The 7,517-nt window shown below is 33.6% G+C and carries 5 protein-coding genes; 1 reads left to right on the top strand and 4 read right to left on the bottom strand.

All coding sequences use genetic code 11. From position 1 onward, the window contains the following. Window positions 1–508: 508 nt before the first annotated feature. Genes AB6D58_RS23950 through AB6D58_RS23940 form a run of 3 tightly spaced genes read right to left on the bottom strand, consistent with a single transcriptional unit; the run spans window position 509 to window position 4,078 of the window. On the bottom strand, window positions 509–1,246 hold the full coding sequence (locus AB6D58_RS23950; protein WP_372091475.1) for a hypothetical protein: 738 nt from the start codon (window positions 1,244–1,246) through the stop codon (window positions 509–511). Window positions 1,247–1,276: 30 nt separating this feature from the next. Further along, window positions 1,277–2,116, bottom strand: coding sequence for a hypothetical protein (locus tag AB6D58_RS23945; RefSeq protein ID WP_372091473.1), 840 nt, complete (start codon window positions 2,114–2,116; stop codon window positions 1,277–1,279). 9 nt (window positions 2,117–2,125) lie between these two features. Further along, window positions 2,126–4,078 (bottom strand): type IV secretory system conjugative DNA transfer family protein, encoded by a 1,953-nt coding sequence (locus AB6D58_RS23940; protein WP_372091471.1) that lies wholly within the window; start codon window positions 4,076–4,078, stop codon window positions 2,126–2,128. Between the two features lie 780 nt (window positions 4,079–4,858). Here AB6D58_RS23940 and AB6D58_RS23935 point away from each other — a divergent pair. After that, window positions 4,859–5,806 (top strand): Fic family protein, encoded by a 948-nt coding sequence (locus AB6D58_RS23935; RefSeq protein ID WP_372007112.1) that lies wholly within the window; start codon window positions 4,859–4,861, stop codon window positions 5,804–5,806. Between the two features lie 217 nt (window positions 5,807–6,023). Here the strand turns inward: AB6D58_RS23935 and AB6D58_RS23930 are convergent, their stop codons facing one another. After that, complete coding sequence (locus AB6D58_RS23930; protein WP_372091469.1) at window positions 6,024–7,376, bottom strand: replication initiation protein; 1,353 nt, start codon at window positions 7,374–7,376, stop codon at window positions 6,024–6,026. Window positions 7,377–7,517: the final 141 nt, after the last annotated feature.

Here is a 7,517-nt window from a genome sequence, read left to right as displayed (position 1 = left end):
TGTCGTATTTAAACCTTAAATCTGTCGTATTACACCTTAAATCTGTCGTATTTAATCTCTCAAGTTGTTGATTTTAAGCCATTTTTCGAGTGCTAAATAAGGAAAGACTAAGGAAAGACTATAGAAATAAGTCAGTCAGTCTATAGTTAGATCTAAGTTAAATAGATCTTAGGGAAAATTTGAAAAATTTTGACTAACTGACTTTTTTAAAAAATTTTGAAATGTGGTATGATTGATAGAACTTAACCTATTGAAATAACAACTAAAATAGAGCCTGTGAGATGTTTTAGGGTAGTTTATGATATTTGATAGCCAAGTGATTTTTAGAGGTGCTTAAAATCGAAATTTTTGCGTGTTTTCAAATTTCGATAAAAATCCTCGGGGAAGTTAGGTATGCCTAAAAAGCCCTGTAAGGCTCATAGGGAAGTGGGAAATCTTGATGGTACATACACTCAAAAAGTAAAAAAAAACCTCGCACGATTAACTATGGGAGGTTTTGTGGGCATTTCTAAAGGTCGTTACACCAGCGTTTAACGCAATCTTTAATATCTTGAGCTTCTTCTTCTACCTCACGAGCATAATCAGGATCTTTTTTTACTCGTTCTTTATGTATCCACTCCAGTACTTCTTTGTTAGTTGAAACCTTAACCTTAGTAGGTTGGTCTTTGTTTTTTTCTATTCGCTCATTAAATTTTTTATGCGCCTTTTCTTTTTCTCGTTTGTCTTCGATTTTATCGATGTACTTTCTGATTGTACGATTAGACTTAAAAAACGCTATGGAAAAGAAAGAGACAATAGATAATGTGAACAAAAATTGCCTAGTTAAAAGTCTGACAATTAACGATTTTTTAGATTTTTCTTGAATGCGCCTAGCTTCAAGGTCTTTGCTAAATGAAGTTGTTTCTTTGAGCCTCTTTCGTTCTTTAAGGTTTTGTTCGAAATAATGATTTTTTTGTTTATAGACCATGTTAGAAATCTGTTTGTAGTCGTTTTTTAACGAATGAACACTTGATATGTGATACGAAAAAAAGATTAGCATGCTCGGAATGATAAGAATTAATACTAAGAGGTTAGGTTTCCATTTTTTGTTAACGTAATTAGAAAATGTCACACCGATAATTAGGCCTAATACGACGATAAACCACATTTCCCCATCATAAGTTAAGGTAAACAAATCAATAAAAGCTGATATAAAAATCGGTACACCATCAAAATAAAAAAACAAAAATTGATCAATATCTCTCATAAAATTAAAATCCTCACACTAATTTTTAGACTATTTGTTCATTTTAAATAAATTTGTTTTTAACCCATTAAAAAGAGTCCATCTTTCATTGAATTTATCATTTAGTTCACCTTGTGATTTGAATAAAAAATAAGGTATAAAGTTTCTAATTCTATCTATTTTATATAATTCCTTTATAACAGAAATCTTACAAGACTCTTTTTCAAAAACATAAATAACTCTCACCCCCCTAGGGTAGTTAAATATTTCACTAACAACCCCTATTTCTATTGCTGATATATGATTTATAATTTGATTGACAGCTCTTTTTGTATCACTTCCGTTATGTTGCTCAAAAAGAAATAAATTATCTTCATTAGTAGCAATTTTCCCTATACCATCGGGAATTATTGTCAAATCTTCCCTTATTTTTAATGAATTTATAAACCTAGCGGTCCTATTCCTTTGACTTCCTACTTGCTCAAAATAGTAGTTAAAAAACTTCTTTTCAAAATTATGTTCATTGCAAAATAATTTGAGAGAAATGTTAAAGTCAATGGTTGATTTTCTATGAAAATAATCTCGAACAAAAAGAGGATAATGCTCTTTTGGTACCTTGATTTTATTAGCGTCAAAACCTAGGTAATCCACTAAAAAATCAGCACCATACCGAGTTAAAAAATGAACAGGGGCTAGCCTACCTGCGCCAGGGTAAAAACCAAACTCTTTCCTTTTGATTAATGGGCGACGTCTCTCCCTCATACGTTTAAGCATCGAGTTAATATGAGAGTTTTCTTTGTACCCCATTAGTCTCATTAACTGATTACTAGTGAGAAACTTAAATTCAGATAAATTTTCTAATATTTGCAATTGCTTTTCAGTTATATCCATTTTTATATTTTATAGATCATATTTGGGTTTTTTTATAAAGTGAGGTTTATTTTCTTTTTCATCCTTTATCAAACAATAATAATCATTGCTGTTATGTATCTTACTGTAATAAATAAGGGAACACTCTTTTACAGTTTGTATCCTTTCATCGCTTGAATATTTTTCTTTCATCAAATCAGAAGGAACTTTTATTTTTATTGATTCATTATTTTCTGTTTTTAAATAGAACTCGCCGACTTTCAATTTTTGTATTTCATTATGGTCAATTCTCATTTGGGCAGATGCATTTTTAGAACTTTGAACCTCATTTAATCCTATGAATTTCACTCCACATGAAAATAATACCCTCTGCATAGAGGTTGTCATATTTTGCCCAACATACTGATTAGCTAGTATTGTGTGGACTCCAAATTTTCTTAGTTGCGAAAGAGCTTGTTCTAGATCATCACTTATAAAGTTTTGAACTTCATCTATATAAAGAAAAGTCGTTACTCTTTCATTTTCTTTTTGGCTTGACCTTTGTAGTGCAATAATCCTAACCATTGCAACAATAAAGCGTCCAAAAGCTATCATAGCAGTAGTGCCACCTTCCCCCATTGAAAGTCGGAAAAGAACATTACTCCTTGAGTCAATGAGTTCTCTTAGATTGATGGTTGTTTCACGACCAATCAAAGAGGAAAAAATAGAATCGTTTAAAAGGTTTTGAATTCTAGTATAAATACCATGTTTCGTTACATCATAAGAGCTAGAGCTAAATTTTTCTTCAAAAAATCTAGCGTGTTGAATGTTTGGAGATTGTTTACCTAAAAGAATCAAATCTTCGTTGTTTTTATCATCCATGAACCTTTGTAGATCCTCAAAACACCCTCCTTTTTTCCTAACTAAAACGCTAATGCAAGGGTATAATATAGCCTTCATTTGATCGGTTGTTCCTGCACCTGAAAGCAAATTGTCAAAAACTCTTAAAAGCTCCCCTGTAACTCTTGAAATATTGTTCTCTGAGTAATCATTATCTAGCATGTCAAAGGGGTTTATTGATGGACTAAAACCTTCTTGCAATGTAGGGTTTACATAAACAATATCAACTCCTCCCAATTTTCCAAATTTCTTATAATCTAAGCTAGCTAATTGATCTGTGATATCACCATGTGGGTCTATAAATATAGTGGAGCAAGCTGAGTTCAATATGTCTCCAACGGCTAAAATTTTCATTAGCTCACTCTTACCGCTTCCGGTTTGAGCTAAAATATAAGTATGTTTTTTTCTCGCTCTAAGGCTTATGTTTGCTTCAAACGGCTTAGATAAAAACCCATACGAGTTTGGATCACGATAATCTTTAATGTATGAAATATACCCTTCAACAGAATCAGTATAATTATTATTATTCATTTCGAGATTATTAATAGTTCTTTCCATTTCGATGAAATTTTTTCTATCTTCTTTTGGTACGTATCCGAAAAAATTATTTTCATCATATTTAACTCTTTTTTTCTCTTGTTCATATTTTTCTTTGACTTTATTATATATATCCCCTCCCACCATGATTGATTTGTAATGATCAACCGTAGGAATCGTTTTTTTTCTTGCTATTTCTTTTAATGACTCGTCAGACTTGGAGCATCTCTCAATAAGAATTTTATTCCTAATTTTTACTATTTTTTCTATGCAGTTATATTCTGGGTTTTCTTCTAACGTGAAATATCCAACAAAGGTAGATGTACTATCCTTTAATCCCAAGTTTGGTGCATATCGATCAAAGTAGAGATCTTTGAATTGTGTAAGCCCGAATTTTTCATACATAAACCCTAAAGCCTGTGCAATTACCTTCCCTTCATCATAATAATAGCAACCAGTATCCATGAACTCTTCGAGTGCATTCCCTTCCCCCTCAGCCTGCCTCTCCATTTTAAATAGATACGTTATATTTCCGCTTCTGCTTTCTATGTAATGAATCCTAGCCATAACCATACCCCCAAAAAAGACACCATAACAGCATACCCATAAAAAGCCCTTTTTCAATACCCATAATGAAACCTAACTAGAAAGGCATATAATGCTATTAAAATCAATGTCTTAGGGTTGAAAATCCTATTCAAATTCTTACTATATCTCAACTCTCTCTCATCCTCGTCCTTTGACCTCGTCTTCATTCGATTATTCAATAGCTCGATTCCGTTCCCCACTAAGGGGTTGCCCCGCCTACGCTCAAACGGAAAACAAGAAGTAACAAGATTGAAGTCAATCAAGATAAAAACATTTTGAAAGTCCGCGCCCTTGCGGTTGAAGCGTAGCGGAAGTCGCAAGGGCGCGGACGAACGTGACAGAAAGAAAAAGCCAAGTTGTTACACTTGACTTTTTAACCAAATAAATAAAATCAAAAGTGAAGCTATATAAAAGAGAAATTCTAAAATATATCTTCACTTTCTTGTTCTTCGTTCCTGACGTTTTTGTGGACACTCGCAACGAGAACAATTACAGTTTTGCTTCATACGTGAAATTGTTAATAAATAAAGCACGCATTTTAAAAAATGCAAAAAGGAAAAAGCAAGGTGGAGATTTATACTACCTTGCTTTTTTTGTTTGTATTTTAAAATTGCGAGATTTGTTTCTTGAATACATTCGTAGCTCCTCGCTTGCGGAGTGAAACGAAGTAGCGAGGGGCGGTTATATGTGTAGGTATATTTTGACGAAATTAATGAAAAGGGTATAATTAGAGTATTATTAATACTCTAAGATAATGCAATGAGTAACGAAATTAAAAAACAAAATAACAATGAGTTACAAGAAAAATTCATTGAATCACTTATTGAAAATGAAATATCTAATATAAGTGATCTTATAATAAGAATACTTTATAAAAATACACCTATGGAAGTTAAAGAAAAAATAAAACAAATAGATAAATTAAAAAGCTGGCTTGATAGTTTTCGTCCTCTTAGTTTTGACGTGGTTGCAGAATTAAAAAAATACTATGACGTAAAGTTTACATACAACTCCAATGCTATCGAGGGAAATACTCTTACTCAAAGCGAAACAGAAATGGTTTTAGAGAAAGGGATCACCATTGGAGGGAAAACTTTAAGCGAGCATTTAGAGGTTATCGGGCACAAAGAAGCCATTGATTACATCGAGGATCTAGCAAAAAAAGGGACAGAAATCAGTGAGCATGAAATCAGGAATATTCATCATTTGATTTTACAGGGAACAGATCGAGAAAATGCCGGTACATACCGCACTTTAGATGTACGTGCCGCCGGCACTGAGCATGTTTACCCTGCCCACTTTCTTGTGTCTGAACTAATGAAAGATTTTGTAAATTGGACTCAATCCGATGAAGCGAAATCTTTGCACCCTATGACGTTTGCTACGGAGGTGCATTACCGATTTGTATCTATTCACCCGTTCAAGGACGGAAACGGACGTACAGCTCGTCTATTGATGAATTTAGCCTTACTTCGTGCTGGCTACCCTATTGCCATTATATCTAATGAGTTGCGCCCTGATTACATAGAATCTTTGGTATACGCACAAGACAACCAGAACGATACACAAAAACTTTTAGATCTTGTTGTCGATAGTTGCGAACGGTCGCTTGTAGATCACTTACGCATTGTTTCAACGGCATCAAGCAAGGGAAGTAAAGGGGAAGAATTTTACAGAGAGATACAAAACTATCTTGATGAAAAATAATCAAAAAAATATCCTTGGGGGCGGAACCCCAAGGATATTACCTAATCATTCCATTTATACTAAACCTGTACAAAAAGGAAAATTAACATGTCATACGCACGAAGAAAAAAGGGTAAACGCAAGTAATAACAAAGCTAATTAACATACTAATATCATAGCTTTTCAAGGTCTTCAATGACTAAAATAATCAGAATACTTTTTTTCTTTTTGGTTCAACTCAAAACAAAGGAACAAGAGCGTTTTTAAGGAAAAATTTAAGACTCCTAAACTGTATAGACTTCATAGGAGAGAAAGAAGAAAAGCCTTTTACATTATCGGTTAACGCATCAAAGGTATCGTTTGCAGTCAAGCTAACAAGCTCTTTAGAGAAAGTCTCTAGGGCTATTTTTTTTGCTTGTGTTGTCATTAGTTCATCTTGATTTTGAGCGTTGGAGTACAGGTTTTCAAGATCTGCACCTTTCAGAACTTCTAGTAAATCAGTGCGATTACAAAAATCTTTAAATCTCTCGTTTAGGGCTTCTTTATTTGCTTTCTTATCTTCTTCGATTTGAACTTTTTTCGCCTTAACTTCAGCTTGCTTTTTTCTCTCTTCAGCTTTGTTTTTTTCTTTCTCTACAACACCACTTACCAGGATTGTAGGGATCGCTTCACGAAGTGCCATTTCACTATATCTAGCAAGGTTTTCAACCGTTTCACCTTTCTTGTATTTAGCGTCTAATTTCTTATTAAATTGAGCCATTGCATAGGTTAAATGCTCATCGGTTGTGGCTAAAACTTGAAGCTCTACGGCTATCTTTGCCGACATTTGATAATCATCGACGAGCTGGCGACCTGCTGGCGTTAAATCCTTAAAATCACAAGGTAAAGCTGGTTGCTGAATCTCTACTTTTTGTTCTTTGTTTTTTGGGGTGATATAGAAACGAACGCCAGTCGTGGAACGTCCTTTTTTAATGGGTTCAGCTTTGATTTTTAAGTCTGTTTTTTCGTTAATTTCTTTTACAGAAATTTTTATTGCTCGTGTATTAAGATCGCAATATCGAGGATATTTTTTAAGTGGTATATCGAGAAAGGTTTTAAGTTCGTCAATCGTAAAATCTCGATAGCCTTGCTTTGTATTTTGGTACTGCTTACAAAGCTCATAAATTTTAACGCTGTAACCACTTTTTAACTGTTGGATATTCTCAAAATAATACTTGGTGTATTCGGTTTTCGCCTGAACCAGAAGAGGGAGGACTTTCTCATGGAACTGTATATCGACCGTACCGCCTTTGTGGTACTCAATTTCTTTGAAAATTGGGACTTGTGAAAATCCGCCGTCTTCCTTTGGTATTTCAATCCCTCGAATCATATCAAGCGTAGCTTTTCTAAGCTCTATATGGTTTTTTGCTCCCAAGCCAATAGCATTAAGTAAATCAATCGCTTGAAAGCTCAAAATATCGTCAGCGGTTGTTTGTTCGGTAAGCTCACTAATAGCAAGATTCATAATTTTCATTTGAGTAAGTGAGTAGTTTTTCACTCGGCTAGTAATCACTCGATTACTCTTTTTAACCATGCGGTTTTCTGAACTCATATTTTGACATTAGTGATTAAAATAGAATCACATACTAATAATAAATTACGACGTGTCAAATAAAACGTCGTAAAAAGGCAACTTACACCTTAAATCTGTCGTATTTAAACCTTAAATCTGTCGTATTACACCTTAAATCTG

The organism is Vibrio sp. 10N.239.312.D08, assembly GCF_041466145.1.
Classification (GTDB): Bacteria; Pseudomonadota; Gammaproteobacteria; order Enterobacterales; family Vibrionaceae; genus Vibrio; species Vibrio crassostreae_C.
This window is presented reverse-complemented; position numbering and strand designations above follow the sequence as displayed.